Raw genomic sequence first — 20682 nt, forward strand, 5'->3', positions numbered from 1 at the left:
GCCCGGCAATCGTCACCAAGTCGAGAACGCCCGCCCGACATTGCCGTCCACTGCCCGGCGCATTATGCCGCGGTAAAGACGATAGGAGGATGCATGGCGAACAAGCGCTACACCGACGCGGCGGCGGCACTCGAGGGTGTGCTGTTCGACGGGATGACGATCTGCGCGGGCGGGTTCGGGCTGTGCGGCATCCCCGAGCGGCTGATCGACGCGATCGAAGCGTCGGGCGTCAAGGACCTGACGATCGCGAGCAACAATGCCGGGATCGACGGGCAGGGTCTCGGCAAGCTGCTGCGCTCGCGTCAGGTGAAGAAGATGATCTCGTCCTATGTCGGCGAGAACAAGGAATTCGAGCGGCAATATCTGAGCGGCGAGCTCGAGGTCGAATTCTGCCCGCAGGGGACGCTTGCCGAGCGCTGCCGCGCGGGCGGCGCGGGTATTCCCGGCTTCTACACCAAGACCGGCGTCGGCACTCTGGTGGCGGAGGGCAAGGAGGTGAAGAGCTTCGACGGGCAGGATTATATCCTCGAACGCGGCATCCGTGCGGACCTGAGCATCATCAAGGGCTGGAAGGCGGACGAGAGCGGGAATCTCATCTTCCGCAAGACCGCGCGCAACTTCAACCAGCCGATGGCGACCGCGGGCAAGATCTGTGTCGCCGAGGTCGAGGAGATCGTTCCCGTCGGCAGCCTCGATCCCGATACGATCCACCTGCCGGGGATTTATCTGAAGCGGATGATCGTCGGCGCACCCTACGACAAGAAGATCGAATTCCGCACCGTTCGCGAGCGGGTCTCCGCGTGAAACCAAGCCCGATAATGTGCCGCAAACGCGGCCATATTCCTTGGACCGCTGCGCTCGCAGGAGCACTCGTTCTGCAAGGGTGCGTCAGCGTGACCTCGCCGACCGCGATCGTCTCCGCACCGGTGACCGTCGACGGCGTCCCGGCGGGCATGCAGTATCTCTACGCCTCGGGCGAGGCCGCCGCTGCCAGCATCCAGGCATGGAACGCGCTCGTCGGCTATGTCCGGGCGCAGCGCACGCCGACATCGGTCGTCCTAGCGCCCGGCGCGACGCTCGCCGCGCCGCGCTGGACCGCATGCGGCAGCAAGGCGAAGGCCGCGGTGTTCGACGTCGACGAAACCGTGCTGCTCAACCTCGGCTTCGAATATGATGCGTCGACGGGGCGGCCCTGGTCCGAACCGCGCTGGCAGGAGTGGGAGCGCACCGGTATCAAGCAGGTCGCGCCCGTTCCCGGCGCGCTAGCCGCACTGACGCAGTTGCGCGCGATGGGCCTGACGGTGGTCTTCAACTCCAACCGCGCTGCCGCCAATGCCGCACAGACGCAGGCGGCGATCGAAGCCGCGGGGCTTGGCCCTGCCCGCCACGGCGAGACCCTGTTCCTCGCCGGCGACGACGCGACGGGATCGAAGAAGGATGGCCGCCGCCCGACGATTGCCGCGCGCTATTGCGTCGTCGCGATGGGCGGCGACCAGCTCGGCGATTTCAGCGACCTATTCAACGCAGGCCAGACCCCCGCCGCGCGGCGTGCGGTGGTGCAGTCGCCCGCGATCACCGCGAAATGGGGGGCGGGGTGGTTCGTGCTGCCCAACCCCGTCTACGGCACCGCGCTGAAAGGTAGCCGTGACGAGGTCTTTCCGCCCGCGATCCACTGGGCGCCGACACAGGGAATCCACTGATGACCGACCACCCCAACGCGATCAAGCTCGATCCCGGCGCCGCGCTGACGGACGAATCGGTCGAGGTCGCGCGGATCTGGATCACCAACAATGCAGGCAGCAACGTGCTGATCGACGCGGGCATCCTCGAGGATCCGACGGTGTTCGGCTACCTCCTAGCCGACACGATCCGTCATGCCGCCCGCGCCTATGCAGGCACCTGGGGCATCGCCGAGGATGCCGCGCTGCAGGCGATCGTCGACGGCGTCAGCGCCGAACTGCGCGACCAGGTCACGACCATCACCACCATCCAGGAAGGAACGCTCAACTGATGCCGTGGGATCGCAACCAGATGGCGGCGCGGGCCGCACAGGAACTGAAGGACGGCTATTACGTCAATCTCGGCATCGGCATCCCGACGCTCGTCGCGAACAACATTCCCGACGGCATGACCGTCACGCTCCAGTCGGAGAACGGCATGCTCGGGATCGGGCCGTTCCCCTATGCGGGCGAAGAGGATGCCGACCTGATCAACGCGGGCAAGCAGACGATCAGCGAACTGCCCTCGTCGGTCTATTTCAGCTCGTCCGACAGCTTCGCGATGATCCGCGGCGGGCATATCGACCTGACCGTGCTCGGCGCGATGGAGGTCAGCGAAGACGGCGACATCGCCAACTGGATGATTCCGGGCAAGATGATCAAGGGCATGGGCGGCGCGATGGATCTAGTCGCGGGCGTCAAGCAGATCATCGTCGTCATGGATCACACCGCCAAGGACGGGACGCCAAAGTTCATCCCGTCCTGCTCGCTGCCGCTGACCGGCAAGAACGTGGTGGACATGATCGTCACCGACTTGGCGGTGTTTCAGCGCGTAGACCATGAGTCACCGTTCAGGCTGGTCGAACTCGCCCCCGGCGTGACCGCGGACGAGGTCGCGGCCAAGACCACCGCGCGCTACACCACCTGATGGGCTATACGCTCGTCACCGCGAACCGGAATTATTCCAGCTGGTCGCTCCGTCCGTGGGTGTTGATGCGGGCGCTGGGGATCGCGTTCGAGGATCGGATCGAACCCTTTCTCGCGCCCGAAAATTACGATGCGTTCCGGATGTTCTCGCCGACCGGGCAGGTGCCGGTGCTGATCGATGGCGAGCGGACGATATGGGATTCGCTGGGGATCGCGCTCTACCTTGCCGAGCGGCACGACGGCGTCTGGCCGTCCGATGGCTATGCGCGCGCCTGGGCGGTCTGCGCGGCGGCAGAGATGCATGGCGGGTTCGCGGCGTTGCGCAACGAGCGGACGATGAACGTCGGCGTCCGCGTCGATCCGGTCCGCGGCAGTGACGCGCTCGACCGCAACGTCGCGCGCGTCACCGAACTCTGGACGGAAGGTCTCGACCGGTTCGGCGGGCCCTGGCTCGCAGGCGCCGACTTTACCGCCGTCGACGCCTTCTTTGCGCCTGTCGCGTTTCGCGTCCGCACCTACGGGATCGACGTCGGTCCGCAGGGCCTTGCCTGGGCCGAGCGGATCCTCGCGCATCCGGCGATGCGCGAATGGGAAGACGCCGCGCTCGGCGAGACGTGGCGCGAGGCAGGGCATGAGGCCGAACTGGCAGCGAGCGGATCGATTACCGCAGATTTCCGCCGCTAATGCGCCGCATTGCCATTGTCATCGCGCTGGTCGTGATCCTGATCGCGGGTACGGCATTCACCGCGGGGCCGGGGACGCTCAGCGTGCTCGACGGCATAATGGGCGGCGGCCGCGGCACTGCGCGGGTGCGGGAGGGCGTTCCGTTCGGCACGCATGGCCAGAAACTCGACGTGTGGCGGCCATCGGGGGGCGCGAAGACGGGGCTGCCGGTGCTGATCTTCTGGTATGGCGGCGGCTGGGTGCACGGGTCGCGCAGCGCCTATGCGTTTGCCGCGCGCGCCTATGCGAAGGCGGGCTACGTCGTCGTCATGCCCGATTACCGCAAGGTGCCCGACGTCCGCTTCCCCGCCTTCCTGCAGGATGGCGCCGAGGCGGTGAAGTGGACGCGCGATCACATCGAGGCGGCGGGCGGCGACCCGAACCGGATCGCGGTCGCCGGTCACTCCGCGGGGGCGTATACGGTCGCGATGCTGACGCTCGACCCGCGCTGGTTGCGTGCCGAAGGTGTCGACCCGCGGATCATCAAGGCCGCGGTCGGGTTGTGCGGGCCCTATGACTTCTACCCGTTCACCGCCAGGCGCGCGATCGACGCGATGCAGGGGGCGGCGGATCCCGTGATGACCCAGCCGATCCACTTCGCGCGACGCGATGCGCCGCCGATGCTGCTCGTGTCGGCGGGCGACGACACGCAGGTGAAGGCGCACAATGCCGATAACCTGACGGCCAAGCTGACCGCGCTCGGTGCACCGGTGCGGCATGTCGACTATCCGGGGCTCAGCCACGAGGATGTGGCGATGGCGCTGTCCAAGCCGTTCCGCGGCAAGGCGCCAGTGCTGGCGGACAGCGTGGCATTCCTGAACCGGACGATGCGCTGACCGCATCCGATTGTCCGAGCTACGGGGGGCGAGGATGACGACGGACGAGCAGGAACACCGCCACCCTCGTTGACAGGACGGAGCCCCGCCGCCCCGACCTTGGCCCGCCGCCGGATTTTTTGTGTCCGGCGGCGGGCTTGCGGCCTTACCAGATCCGGACGCGGTCCGCGGGCGCGAGATATTGCGCGTCCCCGGGCTTCACGTCGAACGCCTTGTACCAGGCGTCGACGTTGCGCAGCGGGTTGATCGCACGGATCTGCCCCGGCGAATGGGGATCGCTGACGAGCTGCTGGCGCAGCGCCTCGGTGCGGAACAGCGTGCGCCAGACCTGACCCCAGCCGAGGAAGAAGCGCTGGTCGCCACTATAGCCGTCGAGCACCGGCGCAGGCTTGCCGCCGAGTGACGTGTGATAGGCGTCGAGCGAGATCAGCACGCCCCCGAGATCGCCGATATTCTCGCCCATCGAGGCGCGGCCGTTGATCTTCACGCCGGGCAGGCCCTCGAACGTATAGGCCTCGTACTGCGCGCCGAGCTTGACCGCCTGCGCCTCGAACTTGGCGGCATCCTGCGCGGTCCACCAGTCGCGCAGCACGCCCTTGCCGTCGGACTTGCGACCCTGATCGTCGAAGCCGTGGCTGATCTCGTGTCCGATCACGCCGCCGATGCCGCCATAATTGACCGCTGGATCGGCATCGGGATCGAAGAACGGCGGCTGGAGGATCGCGGCGGGGAAGACGATCTCGTTCTTCACCGAGTTGTAATAGGCGTTCACGGTCTGCGGGGTCATGCCCCATTCGGCCTTGTCGACCGGACCGCCCATGCGGTTGCGGCGATAGTCCCATTCGAACCGCCCGGCGCGCTCGACATTGCCGATCAGGTCGCCCGGGGTGATCTGTAGCGCGCTATAGTCACGCCATTTGTCGGGATAGCCGACCTTCACGCTGAAATTGGCGAGCTTGGCCTGCGCTTCCTGCTTGGTCGCGGCACCCATCCAGGGAAGGCCATCGATCCGCCCGCGCAGCGCGATCCGCAGGTTTCCGACGAGCTCGTCCATCTTGGTCTTCGATGCCGGCGGGAAATAGAGCGCGACGTAATCGCGGCCGATCGCCTCGCCCAGCGCGCGTTCGGTAACGCCGATCCCGCGCTTCCAGCGATCGCGCTGCTGCGGCTGGCCGTTGAGGAATTTCGAGCGGAAGTCGAAATTGGCGTCGACGAACCGCTTCGACAGCAGGGGCGCGATGTCGTCAGCGGTGCGGAACGCCTGCCAGGCCTTCAGCGTGTCGAGGTCGGTGCTGGCGAAGACCTCGGCGATCTTCGGAAAGGCGGTGTTCTGCGCGACGATCGCGCGATTGGCCTTGTCGATGCCCGCGGCGGTCCAGAACTTGGCCCAGGGGAAGCCCGGCGCCTGCGCCTGCAACTGCGCGAGCGTCATCGGATTGTAGGTCTTGTCGCGGTCGCGACTCTGCGCGCGGGTCCAGTGTGCCTGCGCGATCCGCGTCTCCATCGCGACAATCTTTGCCGCGGCGGCCTGCGCATTCGGCCAGTTCGCCATGCCGAGCATCTGCGCGACATAGGCCTGGTAGCGCACGACCTGCGGAGCGAATTTCGGATCGAGATAGAGGTCGCGGTCGCCGAGCCCGAGGCCCGACTGGCGCAGATACAGCGCATAGACGTCGGGCTGCTTCGCGTCGTCGTTGACGCCGGGACCGAAGAAGCTGGCGCCGAACCCGCCCATCGACTTGCCCATCAGCACCGCGACATCGTCCTTCGTCGTCGCGGCCTTGACCGGGGCGAGCCGCTGCAACAGCGGTGCAGCGTCAGCGCGTTCGATCGCGGCTTCGTCCATGAAGCCCTTGTAGAGCGTCGCGACCTTGGCGCGATCGGGGTTGGCGGCGTCGCCGGGCTTGTAGCCCTCGACCAGCGTGCGCATGCGTGCCTCGGACAGGTCGCGCAGCACCGCGAAGGCGCCATAGGACGAGCGGTCCGCGGGGATCTGTGTCGTCTTGACCCAGCTGCCGTTCACATAGTCGAACCAGTCGTTGCCGGGCTTCACGCTCTTGTCCATGCCGGCAAGGTCGAAGCCCCAGCGGCCATAGCGCGTCGCGGTCGCCGCATCGGTTGCGGGCGTGCCCGATGCCGCGTCCTGCGGCAGGATCGATTCGAGCGTGCACGCCTCGTCGATACAGGCGTGAAGGTCCTGCGCGGTGGCGGGCGTGGCGGCGGCGATGGCGATCAGCGAGACAAGAACGGCGAACTTCGATTTCACAGGGCGATCTCCGGGGGAGGGCCAGACCGGGACCGGCAGGCCATGGACGAGAAAGTGCAACAGCGCTGTCGTTTGTGCAATCCTTCTATGTTCCCCGTGCGTTGCGCGTGCCGGCTGTGCGCCGGGCCGCTTTGCGCCTATCGAGCGGGCACGATGATTTCGCAGCAAATGGGGGCAGGATGACACGTATCGCGGGACCTGATGATCATGTCGTCATCGTCGGGGGCGGATTTTCGGGCACGTTGCTGGCGATCAACCTGATGCGGCACGGCGGGCCGCGCGCGACGCTCGTCGAGCGGCGCCAGCGCCAGCTCGCGCGCGGCGTCGCCTATAGTGCAGCGCATCCGAGCCACCTGCTCAACGTGCGCGCGGGCAACATGAGCGCGCTCCCCGACGATCCCGACCATTTCGTCCGCTGGCTCGAAGCGCGCGGTGACGGCGACCGCAAGACTTTCGTCCCGCGCACGACCTACGGCCTGTATCTGCGTGAGATGCTCGACGCGACGATCGCGCAATCGGCGGGGCGGCTGGTGCTTGCGCAAGGGGAGGTGTGCGCGATCGATCTCGCCAGCACCGACAGGCTTGCGGTGACGATGGCGGATGGCAGCGCGATTGCCGCGGACAGCGCAGTGCTGGCGCTCGGCAACCTGCCGCCGCACACGCCGCCGGGGCTCAACCCCGACGACCTTCCGCCCGGACGCTATAGCGCGGATCCCTGGGCCTCGGACATTGGCGAGGGGCTCGGGCCGGACGACACGGTCGTGCTGGTCGGGACCGGGTTGACCGCGATCGACGCTGCGCTGCTGCTCGATGCCGGCGGATTTTCGGGGCAGATCCTGGCGGTGTCGCGGCGTGGGCTGTCGCCGCGGCGGCATGTCGATGGCGCGCCGCCCGCGCGGGTCCTCGACAAGCCGCAGGGGGATTTGTCGGCGATCGTCCGGCATGTCCGCGACCGTGCCAAGGCGGATGGCTGGCGCGCGGCGGTCGACGAGCTTCGCCCCGTGACCCAGATGCTCTGGGCTGCCGCGCCGACGTCGCAGCGCGCACGGTTCCTGCGGCACGCGCGACCCTATTGGGACGTCCACCGGCATCGGCTGGCGCCGGAGGTCGCGGACCGGGTCGATGCGCTGGTCTCGACCGGGCGGCTCCGGTTCGCAGCGGGGAAGATCGTGTCGGCCGCGGCAGCCGGTGATGCTGTGGATCTAAGCTGGCGGCCGCGCGGTTCGGACCAGGCGGTCGTCACGCGGGCGGCGCGGATCGTGAACTGTACCGGGCCGCAGGGCGACCTGATGCGATCGAGCGAGCCGCTGATCCGGCATTTGATCGCCGACGGGGCGATCCGGCCCGATCCGCTTCGCCTGGGGGTCGATGTCGATGCGCAGTCGCAGGCGATCGGCCGCGACGGGCATGCCGAACAGCGGCTTCACTGTATCGGGCCGATGACCCGCGGGGGGCTGTGGGAGGTCGTCGCGGTCCCCGATATCCGGCAGCAGAGCTGGGATCTGGCACGACGCCTGTCGAATGCACAGTGGGTCGGCGGCGAGGGGCTCTAGGCTCGCCGGACGCTCTACGCTGCCAGCATCATGCGATGCTGGCAGCGCATAGGCTCAGAACCGGAACGCCGCCGTGGCGCGCAGGCTGTGCCAGCGGAACTTGTCGTCGCTGCGGCGGAAATCGGTGCCACTGGTGTTTGGCGCGATCAGGAACGGGTTGTTCGCCAGGAGAACCGGGCTGCCGGCCAGCGCCGTGCCCGCCGTCACGCGAACGCGCGCATCGTCATCCTGATACTGGTGGAACATATATTCCATGCCGATCGAGATGTTCTTGGTCAGCTTCTGCTCGATGCCGCCGCCGCCGAGAATGCCCCACTGGTTCTTCGAACCGGTCGCCGAAAACGCGTTCGCCGTGTTCGTCGTGAAGAACAGATTGTCGATCTTGGCATAGCCCGCACCGAACGTGCCGTAGAACAGCGTGGTGTTGGCCGCATAGCCCAGGCGGCCGCGGGCGGACGCTTCCCACTTCAGCTTGCGCGCCATCGTGTAGCTCGCAGGCGTGGTCGAGAAGCCCGAGGTGCTGTCGGTGATGTCGCTCGTACCGAATTCGCCGACGACACCGACAACGATGTTGCCGCGCTGAACGTCGAGGCCTGCACGACCGTAATAGGCCCACCCATCGTCGTCGTTACGGCAGCCGGAAGCCGCGGCACCGGTACGCGCCGAGCCGTTGCAGAAGCCTGGCGAGAAGGCGTTGGCGCCGGTGATGGTGTTGACGCTGTCGTTGAAAGCGCCGTCGCCGTTGCGGTCGAACAGGATCGACGAGCCGACGTCATTGCCCTGCACGTCATACCCACCGGCCGCACCGATATAGACGCCCGAGAACGGACGATCTTCGGTGGTTTCCTGCGCGGCGGCCGGAACGGCAAAAAGGCCCGCAACGGCGACGCCGGCGAGCGCGGTCAATTTCATGTAATGCTTCATGGTCGTTCCCCAAACGAGGGGCCGCGACGCGCCCAATGTGCGCCGCGGCCCAGGTTGTCCTGTTTCAGTTCGTGACGACGATCACGCGTTGGCGCCGCTGGTGCGCAGTGCATCGGTGCGGTTGTTGGTGCCGTTGGGGAAGAAGCCCCCGCCGATCTTTGCGGTGTTGGTCAGATAGGCGATGTTGTGCACCTGTGCGACCGACCGGCTGAACGCCAGGCCGTTGGCGTCGGTCGGGACGATGTTCGACACGGTTGGATCCATGCCGGTGATGCCCTGATCGATGTCGCCGATGATGCCCGTCGTGGCGTTGGTGACGGTGCCGTCCAGGCTGTCGCGCGCGTCGCTGATCTGGTTTGCGGCGGTACGCAGCGACGGCGTCTGCAGTCCCTTGCGATACAGGATCGTGCGGATCAGGCCGGCGTGATACGCCTCTGCCGCGAGGATGCCGGCGGCCGCCTCGAGATAGGTCTTGTTGCCGATCAGCGTTGCACCACCCTTGTACGCCGAGACGCCGACATCCTCGAAGATGAACGCGCCGAGCAGGAAGCTGTTGTCGTCGGCATACGGATCGAACACGCCCGTATCCGGAACGACACGTGCCGCACGTGCGGCCAAGGTGAAGGCGCCCGGCGCAGCCGCGGTGCCGGCAGAGATGTCCAATGCAGGCTGTGCGACTGCGGCAGTGCCGAGTGCCCTGCGCAGGAAGGCGACGTGCGCGACTTCGTCGATGGCGATTTCGCGCGCATATTCACGGACGATCGCGTCCTGGAACGGCACCTGTCGGCCACCCGTCACGGCGCCCTGAGTCCCGGTACCGGTCAGCAGGCTGGCGTTGAGGCCAACGCCGAACGTCGCGAATGCGTAGAACTGCGCCTCGAGATATTCGAGGTTGAGCGCGAAGTTCAGCACGTCGGCATCGGTGATGGCGGATCCCGTTGCGGGTGTCGGCGTGGGCGTCGGCGACGGCGCCAGATCGGCATCGTCGTTACCGCATGCCGCGAGCAGCGAGGCACCGCCGACGGCAAGCGCGCTGCCACCGGCAAAGCGCAGGAAACCGCGGCGTTCGTTGCGCCGGGCAGCGATGGCGTCGAATATTTCGAGCTTGGTATTGAGGTCGGTCATTGGGTTAATCCCCTGAATAGCAAAGAAAGCTTACGGCAGAGCTGAAGCGGTTCAGGCTGCTGCGGTGCTCGTCTTGATGTTGCCGTTCATGCCTGCCGGGAAGAACCCGCCTGCGGCCACTGCGCCACTGTTCAGGTACACGATGTTGAGCACCTGGCTCACCGAGCGGCTATAGGCGACACCGTCGGCGTCGAGCGGCACGATGTTCGACACGGTCACCGCCGCCTGGGTGGCGGACAGGTTGATCGGCGTCGCGCTGTAGGACGAGATGCCCTGGTCGATATCGTTCGCGCCGAAGATCGTCGTGTTGGCGCCACCGCCGTCGAGGCTGTCGCGCGCGCGCGAAATGGCATCGGCGGAGGTCCGCAGCGACGGCACGTCGATACCCTTGCCGTACAGCGTCGTGCGGACGATCGCGGCATGATAGGCCTCGACCGCGAGCAGGCCGGCCGCGGCATCGAGAAACGTCTTGTTCGTGAGCAAGGGGGCGGCACCCTTGTAGGCGGTGACGCCGACGTCCTCGAAGATGAACGCGCCGAGCAGGAACGCCTCGTCAGAGGCATAGGGATCGAAAGCGGTGCCGGCCGGCACGAGCCCGGCGGCCTGCGCGGCGACCGAGAAGGCGCTGGTCGGCGAAACGCTGACGTCGATCACCGGCTGCGACACCGTCGAGCTGCCGAGCGCAGTGCGAAGGAACCTGACATGCGCGATCTCGTCCTGTGCGATTTCGCGTGCATATTGCTCGACGATGGGATCGGTGAACGCGACCTTGCGGCCGCCACGAACCGCACCCTGCGTACCGCTGCCGGTCAGCAGAGCATTGTCGAGTCCTGTGCCATAGGCTGCATAGGAGTAGAATTGCGCCTCGAGATATTCGAGGTTGAGCGCGAAGTTCAGGACGTCGGCGTCGGTTACCGACTGTGCCGCGGCTGCGCTCGAGAGGGACAGAGCGGTCGCTCCGGCTGCCGTCATCGCAGCCGCACCAAGTGCATTTTTGAAGAACTCACGCCGGTCGTTGCGCCGTTCGACACGGGCATCGAGAGCATCGATCAGATGGGTTGATTGGGTCATTGGCTTCATCTCCCTGAACCAGGCACGTCGGCACACGGTCGGCCTCGATCGCCTCTGGCGGGCGATCCTGTGTGCACAACGGTTCAAGGAACGGGAGCTGGGAGATAAAGTTGCAACTAAATGGATTACTTGGGCAAACTTCTCCAAATACACTAATCGCGCGCAATGTTTTCAGTAATGCTGCACCACAGCATTTATAGCGCCATTCATGATGGCGGGCTTAACTTGTCCTGTGTACGGGTCGCAAAATCCGTGGCGTCATGGCGTTCGTGGAGCTGGCTTGCAGGATCGCCCATGACGCGGTTGACCATGCGGCCACGCTGGACCGCGGGGCGTGCGCCGATCGCATCCGCCCAGCGCTTCACGTTCGGATAGTCCTGGACCTGAAGGAACTCACCGGCGTCGTAGAGCTGGCCCTGGACCAGCGCCCCGTACCAAGGCCAGGCGGCCATGTCGGCGATCGTATAGGCGGCACCGGCCAGATACGCGCTGTCGGCAAGACGCCGGTCGAGCACGTCGAGTTGGCGCTTGGCCTCCATCGCGAACCGGTCGATCGCATACTCGATCTTGACCGGCGCATAGGCGTAGAAATGGCCGAAGCCGCCGCCGACGAACGGGCCGCTGCCGACCTGCCAGAACAGCCAGGACAAGCAGGTCGCGCGCGCTGCCGGTTCGGTCGGCAGGAACGCGCCGAATTTCTCCGCGAGATGCATCAGGATCGCGCCGGATTCGAAGATCGGCAGCGGCGTCGTGCCGCTGCGATCCATGAGCGCCGGGATCTTGGAATTGGGATTGATCTCGACAAAGCCGCTGCCGAACTGGTCGCCTTCGTTGATCCGGATCAGCCAGGCGTCATATTCGGCGCCGGCATGGCCGAGCGCGAGCAGCTCCTCGAGCATGATCGTGACCTTCACCCCGTTCGGCGTGCCGAGCGAATAGAGCTGCAGCGGGTGGCGCCCGACCAGCAGATCCTTGTCATGCGTCGATCCGGCGACCGGCCGGTTGATCGCGGCGAACCGGCCGCCATTGTCGCGGTTCCAGGTCCAGATTGCCGGGGGGGTATAGGTCGGGGCGTCGGTCATCGGGCTGCTCCGTGCATCGAAAGGGTGGGCTCGGGTTCGGTCTCGACGACCCTAACGCCTAGACGCCGTGATAGTCGCGATACCATCGGATGAAGCGTGGCACGCCCTCGGTGATGCTGGTGGTGGGAGCAAAGCCGAGATCGTTGCCGATCGCGCTGACATCGGCGCAAGTACGCACGACATCGCCCGCCTGCATCGGCAGGTCCTGGCGGATTGCCTTGCGACCGATCGCCTGCTCGAGCACGTCGATGACCTCGCCGAGCTGTTCGGCGCGACTGTTGCCGATATTGTAGACGCGGTGCGGCCCCATGCTGCCGCCGGGCTTCGCCTGGCCGTCATCCGCGGGCGGGGCATCGAGCGCGGCGACGATGCCGGCGACGATGTCGTCGATATAGGTGAAGTCGCGCTCCATCCGGCCTGCATTGAACACCGGAATGGGCTCGCCGGCGAGGATCGCCTTGGTAAAGATCCACATCATCATGTCGGGACGCCCCCAGGGGCCGTACACGGTGAAGAAGCGCAACCCCGTCTGCGGCAGGCGATAGAGATGCGCGTAGCTTTCGCTCATCAGCTCGTTCGACTTCTTCGTCGCGGCATAGAGCGACAGCGGGCGGTCGGTGCGATCCTCGACGCGGAAGGGCACGCTGTCATTGCCGCCATAGACCGACGAGGACGAGGCGTAGACCAGGTGCCGGACCTGCCGCGCGCGCGCGAGTTCGAGGATGTTGAGATGCCCGACCAGATTGGCCCGGGCATAGGCCATCGGATTCTCGATCGAATAGCGGACGCCGGCCTGCGCGCCGAGATGGACGATCCGGTCGATGTCGAGGCCTGCCACCGCCGCGTCGAGTGCAGGCGTGTCCGCGAAATCGAGCTTGGCGAAGGTGAAGGCCGCGCCGTGCCGGTCGCGCAGATAGGCGAGCCGCGCCGCCTTGAGCGCGGGGTCGTAATAGGCGTTGCACTCGTCGATGCCGAACACCGTTTCGCCACGTGCCAGCAACGCGTCCGCGACATGCATGCCGATGAAGCCGGCGGCGCCGGTTACGATCACTGTCATCGCTGTTCTTTCCTGATGGGTTCGGCGGCACCGAGAAGCGATGCCGATACCAGTGTCAACCCCAACAATCCCGCATCCCTGCTGTGCCGTGCGAGGCGGCGTGGGCGCGACGTCCATCATCGGGACGGCGGCGGCGATAGCCGGTCTTCAATGTCGAGACCCGGCGAAGAACGGGTAAAGTATTGAAGCCAATCAATACTAAGCCAGATTATAGGACAACTAGCGTTTCGCTGCAAAGCAGTATAGCCATAGGCCGCAAGCGCGCGGATACTTCCGTACAGAAACGAGTGGATGGTATGAACGTAGATCAAGTTTTTGGTGGAACACACTCTCCGGGTGTATCGCCGGAAAAATTTGCGATGCCACCGGGAATGCGGATGCGGTATGACTTGCCCCAGGCAAGCCTTGCCGAATGCCTGACCGGATATGCGATCTATTCGGCCAGTGATCGCAACCCGCTCGTCAACTGGTATCTACCTGCACCGGTTATGATTTCTATTCTGGCGGATGCGGGGCCGATCACCGTGGCGATCGGCAATCACCGGTTCGGGCCGCTCGAGCGCGCCAGTCTCTACGGCCCGACCAGCCGCGCGTTTCGCACCGTCACACATGGCGGCGTCGCGGTCGGGATCGGAATCAGCGCGATCGGCTGGTCGCGAATGACGTCGCGGCTGGCGGGCGATTTCCGCAACCGCATCGTGCCGCTCGAGACGCTGCTCGGCCCGGAGGTGTCGCGCCGGCTGACGACGGGGCTCGACGCGCTGTCCGACGATGCGATGATCAAGCCGTTCGTCGACGACGTGCTGGAACCGCTGTTTCAGCGCCGGCACCCGCAGGAGGAACTGATCCGTGCATTCGCCGCGCTGACGGTGACCGACGGGGTGATCGAGATGCAGGATGTCGCCGACCGGCTGGGGATCGAGACGCACGCGCTCAGGCGGCTCGCCACCCGCCATTTCGGCATGCTGCCCAAGATGCTGCTGCGGCGCGCGCGCTTCCTGCGGTCGTTCATCCGGCTGATCCGACCCGATGGCCATGTCGATTATTCGGCGATCGACAGCAGCTATTTCGACGCGTCCCATTTCCTGCGCGACGCGACGACGTTCCTCGGCACGACGCCGCGGCGTTTCCTCGCATCGGAGACGCTGTTCCTGAAATCCAGCCTGCGCGCCCGCGCGGCGGTCATTGGCACGCCGACCCAGGCGCTGCACATCCCGACGCCCCCGGTCAGTGTCAGCAGCATCATCCGCACCGTCCATGACGGCCGTGGCCGCCGCGACGAGCTGACAAGCTAGCCGCAGCGGGCACATCCGGTTGGCCCTTCGATCGCCGATATGCGTTATGTCGAGGTGTGACGCAGATCGGATACGCGGGTGATGCAGGAAGTTGAATTGAAGCTCGTCCTGACGGCGGACGCCGCGGACCGGGTTGCGCGCGAACTGCCGTCGGATGACGCGACCCGTACCACGATGCTCGAGGCGATCTATTTCGACACGCCCGAGCAAACGTTGCGGGAGCACGGCGCGTCGCTGCGGATCCGGCGCGCGGGCGATACGCGGATCCAGACGATCAAGATCGACCCGGCAAAGGGCGCGGGGTTGTTCTCGCGCCCCGAATGGGAACGGCCGGTCACGGACGATCGTCCGCGTCTCGACGACACCACGCCGGTCTTCGCGCTGCTCGACGGGACCACCGAACGGCTCGCGCCGGCCTTCACCGTGTCGGTCGAACGACGCAGCTGGGAGATCAGCGAGAACGGGGCGGAGATCGAGCTCGTGCTGGACCGTGGGATGGTCCGGGTTGGCGAGCGGCAGTCGCCGGTCTGCGAAGTCGAGATCGAACTCAAGCGCGGCGACCCGACCGCGCTGTTCACGCTGGCCCGCCGGATCGCGGATATGGTGCCGCTGCGCCTCGGCGTCGTGACCAAGTCCGAGCGCGGTTACGGCCTGACCGGGCCAGTGCGCCGCGCGTTCAAGGCGGAGCCGGTGTCGCTCGATGGCGACGCGACGACGATCGAGGCGCTCCGGACGGTTATTGGCGCCTGCCTGCGGCACTATCGGCTGAACGAGACGATCCTGCTCGAGACGCGCGCGCCGGAAGCGCTGCATCAGGCGCGTGTCGCGTTGCGGCGGACGCGCGCCGCGCTCGGGCTCTTCAAGCGCGTGCTGGGACGCGAGCAGGCGGCCCATTTCCGGTCCGAGCTGCGCTGGCTGGCCCAGACGCTGGGGCAGGCGCGCGATCTCGACGTGCTGGCGGACATGGCGGCGGCAAAGCTCGGCGCGGGGGACGTCTATGACCGGATCGAGGCAGCGCGCGGTCTGGCCTATGACGAGGTCAATGTGGCGCTGGAGTCGTCGCGCGTGCGGACGGTAATGCTCGATCTGACGCAGTGGCTCGCGGTTGGCGACTGGTCGACGGCGGACGCGACGCGGGCGGTGCGCGAGGCGCCCGCCCGCGCGTTTGCAGCGGCGGCGCTGCGCAAGCGACGCAAGGCGCTCAAGATCGACGCGCCATCGCTCGCGCTGCTGACGGACGACGAGCGTCATGCGATCCGCAAGGACGCCAAGACGCTGCGCTATGCGACGGAATTCTTCGCGGACCTGTTCGCCGACGCGGTCCAGCAAAAGCGGCAGGCCAAGTTCGTCTCGACGCTCGAAACGCTGCAGGACCGGCTCGGCATGCTGAACGACGCGGCAACGGTGCCGGCGATTCTCGCCCGGCTGGGGATTGAGGACAACGAAGCGGCACTGGTCGACGATCGCAAACACGCCAAGCGGCTCGACCGCGCTGCCGCGGCGCACTCGGCGCTGCTCGACCGGAAAGCCTTCTGGCGCTGATCGGGTGGACGACCGGCGCAGGTCGATGCAGATCAGCCTGTGCACGATGGTCGTCGTCGTCGGGGGTGGTCTGGCCCGGGTGAACCTGCCGCCGCCGCTGCAAAGCTATGCCTGGATGCTCGACTGACGCGTCATTGCAACGTCAGGCCGCGGCCGAATCGGTCCAGTCGCGCTCTGCCAACGTGCGGGTTTCGGTGACGGGGAGGGCGCGGCCGAACAGATCGCCTTGCGCGTGCGTGCAGCCAAGCGCCGCGACAAGCTGACGCTCGTCCTGCGTCTCCACCCCTTCGGCGATGGTCGCGATGTCGAGGCTTTGCGCGAGCGCGACCACCGCGCGGATGATTGCCAGCGCCTCGCGGCCGCCGCGCGCTGCGGCGCGGACGAAGCTGCCGTCGATCTTGATCGAGGAAAAGCGGGTGCGGCTGAGATAGCCCAGCGACGAGTGGCCAATGCCGAAATCGTCGAGGCTCAGGCGGACGCCAAGGTCGAGGATACGCGCGAGGGTCGTCGTCGCGCCACGATCCTCGCGGAGGAAGACACCCTCGGTAACCTCGAGCTCGAGCCGGTCCGCGGGCAGTCCGCTGTCGGCAAGCACGGTCGCGACGGTCGTGACGAAACCGTCATTCTGCAGCTGGACCGGCGACACGTTGACGGCGATGCGCAGACCCTCCGGCCAGCTCGCGGCCTCGGCGCAGGCGGTGCGCAGGACCCAGGCGCCGATCTGCGCGATGATCCGTGCGTCTTCGGCGAGCGGGATGAAGCGGGACGGCGGGACCGTGCCGAACTCCGGGCTTTCCCAGCGCAGCAGCGCCTCGAAGCCGCGCAGCATGCCGCCCTGCGTGTCGATGATCGGCTGATAGGCGAGGGACATCTCACCCCGATCGAGTGCGCCGCGCAGCGCGATCTCGAGCACCCGCCGCTCCTCCGCCTGAAAGTAAAGCGCGGGCTCGTAGACTCGAAACACGCCGCGACCGGCATCCTTGGCGCGATAGAGTGCCAGATCGGCGGACCGGATCAGCATCTCCGACGTGCGCCCGTCGCGCGGCCCGAAGGCAAGCCCGATGCTGGCGCCGATATGCAGCGTATAGTGATCGACGTCGTAGGGCCGCGACAATGCGGTGATGATGCGTCCGGCGAGCTCCTCGACCGCGCCCGTATCGCTGGCGTCGCGGACGACGAGCGCGAACTCGTCGCCGCCAAGCCGCCCGCAGGATTCGTTCGCGCTCATCATGTGGCCGAGCCGTTCCGCGACCTGGCACAGCAGCCGGTCGCCGACCGGGTGGCCGAGCGTGTCGTTGACCGCCTTGAACCGGTCGAGATCAAGCATCATGAACGCGCAGCGTCCGCCACAGGCCTCCGCCGCGATCATCGCTTCGGACAGCGTCTCGGTGATCAGCCGGCGGTTGGGCAGCCCGGTCAACGTGTCGAAGCGCGCCATGCGGTTGATCTTGTCCGCGGACGCGCGCTGGTCCGTGACATCCGCGCCGACGCCGCGAAAGCCGCAGAATATCCCGCGGTCGTCGTAACGCGGCGCGGCGGCCAGTTGCCACCAGCGCTCCTGTTCGGTGAAGCGGATCGGCAGTCTCAGGTTGACGAAGCTGTCCCGGTTGCGCAGCTTCTCGGCAAGCGCGCGCAGGCCTGCCGCGAACGTGCCGCTGTCCCAGGATGGTCCGGCCAGCAGCTGAAGGATCGGCATGCCGTCGATATCCGCCGGCGCGCGACCGCACGCCCGCGCGAAGCGGGCGCTGGGCCGGATCACGCGTCGTGTCGCGTCGGTCTCCCACAGCCATTCGGCAGCGCTCTCCTCGAATTCGAGCAGGAGCACGCTGATCGTCTCGTCGCGTTCGTCGAGCACCGCCTGCGCATTGTGGATCGTGACCAGCGCGCGCGTCCGGCTGAGGCAGGCGGTCATCAGCAACAGGGTGAAGGCGAGCACCCCTCCGGCGATCGCAACCGCGTGCATCAGCATGAGCTGGACGAACGATACGAAACCGAGCGTGCCGATGAACATGAGCGTGGCGAGCGGCAGCGGCGCCATCGCGAAGGCTGCCCCCGTCATCACGATCATCAGCGTGAGGCCGAGCCCGATGCTCGTTGCGACCGGGACCTGCGGGCAGAAGAAAACCGGGATGACCGACCAGGCCAAAGCGAGGCTGCCCCCCTCCCACAAGGTTGCCCGGATATCCGTCCTGCCGCCATGCCCGGCAGCGCGCGAGGGAGCGAGGCGGCGGCGGACGGTCACCCACACGGTGCCGGCGATCAGGAGCGTTGACCATGACGCGACCTGCCAGAACGGCATCCGGGGATAGAGCAATGCGGCACAGACGGCGGTCGCGAGCAGGTTGGCGGCGAGGGCGAACCAGGCGAGTTGCCGGCCGGCGTCGAGCTGCGCCGCGCGAAGCCGGCCCCATTCCCTGGGATCGCACCCTTCCGACAGCGCGAGGAGCGCGCGCATGTCGATGGGCATGTGATGCGTCGACATTCGTGTACGCGCCGGCATGGTCGGCGGGGGCGTATCGGATCCGGAAGGCGACTGGCTGTTCACACCGCCGGGCTTAATGCACGTTGGTTATCGCAACGTTCCCATCCCCCGCGTTGTGAAAAATAAACGGGTCGGGGGCAGGGGCCGCGACCGTCCCGCCGCACTGGCGGGACGGTGCGGCGGGGCAGGCAACGTCAGGCGGCGATGTCATAGGGCTTGATGTCGCCGCTCAGGTACAGGTTGCGCGCCTTGGCGCGGCTGAGCTTGCCCGACGAGGTGCGCGGCAGCGTGCGGGGAGGGATCAGCTCGATCACGCAGTTCATGCCCGTCACCGAGCGGACGCGTTCGCGGATCTCGTCGCGCAGGCGCAGACGTTCGCCCTCGTCGGAGCTGCGGCACTGAACGAGGACGGCGGGGGTTTCCTCGCCCCCCGGGGTCGTGATCGCGAATGCGGCGATGTCGCCCGCCTTGAATCCGGGCAGCTGCTCGACCGCCCATTCGATGTCTTGCGGCCAGTGGTTCTTGCCGTTGACGATGATCATGTCCTTGGCCCGACCGACGATGTAGATATAGCCATCCGACATATAGCCCATGTCGCCGGTATCGAGCCAGCCGTCGGACATGCACGCCGCGGTGGCGGCATCGTCGCGGAAATAGCCGACCATCACCGACTTGCCCTTGCACCAGACCTTGCCGATCGCGCGCTCGGGGAGGGGCGTGCCGTCCTCTTCGCGAATCTCGATCGTCATGTCGCGCACCGGCTTGCCGCAATTGACGATCGCCCGGTAGCGCTGCGGGCGGTCCTCGCCGCGCGCGCCGCCCGACAACTGGGTTTCCTCTACCAGTTCGACACGGATTCCCTCGCCCGGCGGCATCAGCGATACCGCCAGCGTCGCCTCGGCAAGGCCGTAGCTGGGCAGGAAGGCGGAGGCCTGGAACCCGGCATCGGCAAAGGCGTCGACGAACGACTGCATCACGTCGGGACGGATCATGTCGGCGCCATTGCCCGCGACGCGCCACCGCGACAGGTCGAACCGGTCGCTCGCCTTGGTCTGCGACGACATGCGGCGCGCGCAGATGTCATAGCCGAAGGTCGGCGAATAGCTGAGCGTGGTGCCGGTGTTGCGGCTGATGAGATCGAGCCAGGCGAGCGGACGGCGCGCGAAATCCTCGGTCTTGAGGTAATCGGTCGAGACCTGATTGGCGATCGGCGACAGGAAGCAGCCGACCAGCCCCATGTCGTGATACCAGGGCAGCCAGGACACGCACCGGTCGGTGTCGCAGACTTCCATGCCGTGGCTGTGCGCGGCGAGATTGTTGAGCAGAGCCTCGTGCGTGATGACGACGCCATGCGGGAACCGCGTCGAGCCGCTCGAATATTGCAGATAGGCGATGTCGTCGGGACGTGCCTCGGGCAGCGTGGCGGCGGGGGCTTCGCGGGTCGCGAATTCGGACCAGTCGATCCCGTGCGTGCCCGCCAGACGCGCCGCCTCGCTCGCCATCTGCGCGAGCTCCGGCGGAAAGATCAGCATCTTGGGATCGCAGCTCGAAAGCTGGACGCGGAGCTGTTCGATATAGGAATCGCGGCCGCCGAACGACGTCGGCAGGGGCAGCGGCACCGGCCAGGCGCCCGCATAGACGACACCGAAGAACAGCGCGGCGAATTCGGGTCCGGTTTCCGCGACCAGCGCGATGCGGTCGGCAGGGGCGACGCCGGCGGCGATCAGGCGATCCGCCATCGCCAGCGCGTCACGGCGCAGCGTCGCATAGGGATAGGGCTGGCTGAGCGTACCGCGCGCGTCATGGAAGTTGAGGCCGCGCTGCCCCGTCGCCGCATAGTCGAGCGCCTCGCCGAGCGTGGCAAAGTCGGCAAAGCGGCGCGGCAGCGTGTCCGCGGTGGGGGTCGCCGTGCGCTGCGCCGGCATCGGATCGGCCGACGGTGCGACCGCAGGCTTTACCAGCCCGTTCGTCGCCGTCGTCTGAAAGGTGTCGATCGTCATGTGCGTCCTGTCTTCCACGTCGCGGCCTGTCCGGGGACATTCGCCGCTTGAGACCGTGCAAAGGCCAGCCATGCACGGTCG

The 20682-nt window shown here is 66.8% G+C and carries 17 protein-coding genes; 9 read left to right on the forward strand and 8 right to left on the reverse strand.

Annotated elements, in window-relative coordinates; translation table 11 throughout:
- The first annotated feature begins 93 nt into the window (after window positions 1-93).
- From FHY04_RS02005 to FHY04_RS02030, 6 genes are read left to right on the forward strand one after another with little or no spacing between them, the layout of a single operon-like run.
- Window positions 94-804, forward strand: coding sequence for a CoA transferase subunit A (locus FHY04_RS02005; protein ID WP_183935216.1), 711 nt, complete (start codon window positions 94-96; stop codon window positions 802-804).
- Window positions 805-818: 14 nt separating this feature from the next.
- On the forward strand, window positions 819-1700 hold the full coding sequence (locus FHY04_RS02010; protein WP_183935217.1) for an HAD family acid phosphatase: 882 nt from the start codon (window positions 819-821) through the stop codon (window positions 1698-1700).
- On the forward strand, window positions 1700-2011 hold the full coding sequence (locus tag FHY04_RS02015) for a DUF5076 domain-containing protein (RefSeq protein WP_042467134.1): 312 nt from the start codon (window positions 1700-1702) through the stop codon (window positions 2009-2011). The genes FHY04_RS02010 and FHY04_RS02015 overlap by 1 nt, the downstream gene beginning before the upstream one ends.
- On the forward strand, window positions 2011-2646 hold the full coding sequence (locus FHY04_RS02020; RefSeq protein WP_107932236.1) for a 3-oxoacid CoA-transferase subunit B: 636 nt from the start codon (window positions 2011-2013) through the stop codon (window positions 2644-2646). The genes FHY04_RS02015 and FHY04_RS02020 overlap by 1 nt, the downstream gene beginning before the upstream one ends.
- Window positions 2646-3329, forward strand: a complete 684-nt coding sequence (locus tag FHY04_RS02025) for a glutathione S-transferase family protein (RefSeq protein WP_183935218.1) — start codon at window positions 2646-2648, stop codon at window positions 3327-3329. The genes FHY04_RS02020 and FHY04_RS02025 overlap by 1 nt, the downstream gene beginning before the upstream one ends.
- A complete protein-coding gene (locus FHY04_RS02030; RefSeq protein ID WP_183935219.1) occupies window positions 3329-4204 on the forward strand; it encodes an alpha/beta hydrolase in 876 nt (291 codons plus the stop codon). Before FHY04_RS02025 ends, FHY04_RS02030 begins: the two co-directional genes overlap by 1 nt.
- A 145-nt stretch (window positions 4205-4349) precedes the next feature.
- Here FHY04_RS02030 and FHY04_RS02035 read toward each other — a convergent pair whose 3' ends face one another.
- Complete coding sequence (locus FHY04_RS02035) at window positions 4350-6470, reverse strand: M13-type metalloendopeptidase (RefSeq protein ID WP_183935220.1); 2121 nt, start codon at window positions 6468-6470, stop codon at window positions 4350-4352.
- Window positions 6471-6649: 179 nt separating this feature from the next.
- Here FHY04_RS02035 and FHY04_RS02040 point away from each other — a divergent pair, with 179 nt between their 5' ends.
- Window positions 6650-8023 carry an FAD/NAD(P)-binding protein gene (locus tag FHY04_RS02040; protein WP_183935221.1) on the forward strand — a complete coding sequence of 458 codons (1374 nt, stop codon included), beginning with the start codon at window positions 6650-6652 and terminating at the stop codon, window positions 8021-8023.
- Between the two features lie 54 nt (window positions 8024-8077).
- Here FHY04_RS02040 and FHY04_RS02045 read toward each other — a convergent pair whose 3' ends face one another.
- From FHY04_RS02045 to FHY04_RS02065, 5 genes are all read right to left on the reverse strand, one after another.
- Window positions 8078-8935 carry an outer membrane protein gene (locus tag FHY04_RS02045; RefSeq protein ID WP_409349141.1) on the reverse strand — a complete coding sequence of 286 codons (858 nt, stop codon included), beginning with the start codon at window positions 8933-8935 and terminating at the stop codon, window positions 8078-8080.
- A 93-nt stretch (window positions 8936-9028) separates the two neighbouring features.
- Window positions 9029-10072, reverse strand: coding sequence for a ferritin-like domain-containing protein (locus FHY04_RS02050; protein WP_031395471.1), 1044 nt, complete (start codon window positions 10070-10072; stop codon window positions 9029-9031).
- A gap of 51 nt (window positions 10073-10123) precedes the next feature.
- Window positions 10124-11143 carry a ferritin-like domain-containing protein gene (locus tag FHY04_RS02055; protein ID WP_031440782.1) on the reverse strand — a complete coding sequence of 340 codons (1020 nt, stop codon included), beginning with the start codon at window positions 11141-11143 and terminating at the stop codon, window positions 10124-10126.
- Between the two features lie 206 nt (window positions 11144-11349).
- Entirely contained in the window at window positions 11350-12225 is an 876-nt protein-coding gene (yghU, locus tag FHY04_RS02060; protein ID WP_183935223.1) for a glutathione-dependent disulfide-bond oxidoreductase, read from the reverse strand.
- A gap of 58 nt (window positions 12226-12283) precedes the next feature.
- Window positions 12284-13282 carry an NAD-dependent epimerase/dehydratase family protein gene (locus FHY04_RS02065; protein ID WP_037528139.1) on the reverse strand — a complete coding sequence of 333 codons (999 nt, stop codon included), beginning with the start codon at window positions 13280-13282 and terminating at the stop codon, window positions 12284-12286.
- Between the two features lie 377 nt (window positions 13283-13659).
- On the opposite strand from FHY04_RS02065, the gene FHY04_RS02070 reads away from it, so the two are divergent.
- Together FHY04_RS02070 and FHY04_RS02075 are read left to right on the forward strand one after the other, a co-directional pair.
- On the forward strand, window positions 13660-14577 hold the full coding sequence (locus FHY04_RS02070) for an AraC family transcriptional regulator (protein WP_221211592.1): 918 nt from the start codon (window positions 13660-13662) through the stop codon (window positions 14575-14577).
- Between the two features lie 81 nt (window positions 14578-14658).
- Window positions 14659-16119 (forward strand): CHAD domain-containing protein, encoded by a 1461-nt coding sequence (locus tag FHY04_RS02075; protein WP_221211620.1) that lies wholly within the window; start codon window positions 14659-14661, stop codon window positions 16117-16119.
- A gap of 142 nt (window positions 16120-16261) precedes the next feature.
- Here the strand turns inward: FHY04_RS02075 and FHY04_RS02080 are convergent, their stop codons facing one another.
- Together FHY04_RS02080 and FHY04_RS02085 are read right to left on the reverse strand one after the other, a co-directional pair.
- A complete protein-coding gene (locus FHY04_RS02080; RefSeq protein ID WP_260171266.1) occupies window positions 16262-18574 on the reverse strand; it encodes a bifunctional diguanylate cyclase/phosphodiesterase in 2313 nt (770 codons plus the stop codon).
- A gap of 221 nt (window positions 18575-18795) precedes the next feature.
- Complete coding sequence (locus tag FHY04_RS02085) at window positions 18796-20526, reverse strand: fatty acyl-AMP ligase (protein WP_037528158.1); 1731 nt, start codon at window positions 20524-20526, stop codon at window positions 18796-18798.
- Between the last annotated feature and the right edge of the window lie 156 nt (window positions 20527-20682).

It is taken from the genome of Sphingomonas sp. BK481 (genome assembly GCF_014194875.1).
GTDB lineage: Bacteria > Pseudomonadota > Alphaproteobacteria > Sphingomonadales > Sphingomonadaceae > Sphingomonas > Sphingomonas aerolata.